The organism is Kineococcus sp. AC630, assembly GCF_979255925.1.
Genome location: NZ_CEEDMJ010000099.1, coordinates 1 through 259, shown reverse-complemented (window position 1 = coordinate 259; position 259 = coordinate 1). Strand labels below are relative to the sequence as shown.

The following is a 259-nucleotide window of genomic DNA, read 5'->3' as shown; positions in this document are numbered from 1 at the left end:
GGCCGGAGCTCCGGAGGTTGCCGCACGTGCCCATCCAGCAGGCCCTCGCCGTGGCGAGCAGGTCCTCGGCGACCGTGCCGCGCCCCGGATCCGGCGACACGTTGCGCCGCTGGCGGTTCCTCGCCGCGTCGGCCGCGGAGGACCTGCCGACGGCCCGGATCCTCGAGGCCCACCTCGACGCGGTCGCCACCCTGGCCGAAGCTGGGGAAGCCCTCCCCCCGGGAAGCACCTGGGGAGTCTTCGCCGCCGAGTCGGGCAC

General features: G+C 76.4%; 1 pseudogene. It reads left to right on the top strand.

Annotated elements, in window-relative coordinates:
• Positions 1-26 precede the first annotated feature (26 nt).
• Positions 27-259: pseudogene (locus AC0I8G_RS26005) on the top strand (acyl-CoA dehydrogenase); the annotation flags it as partial.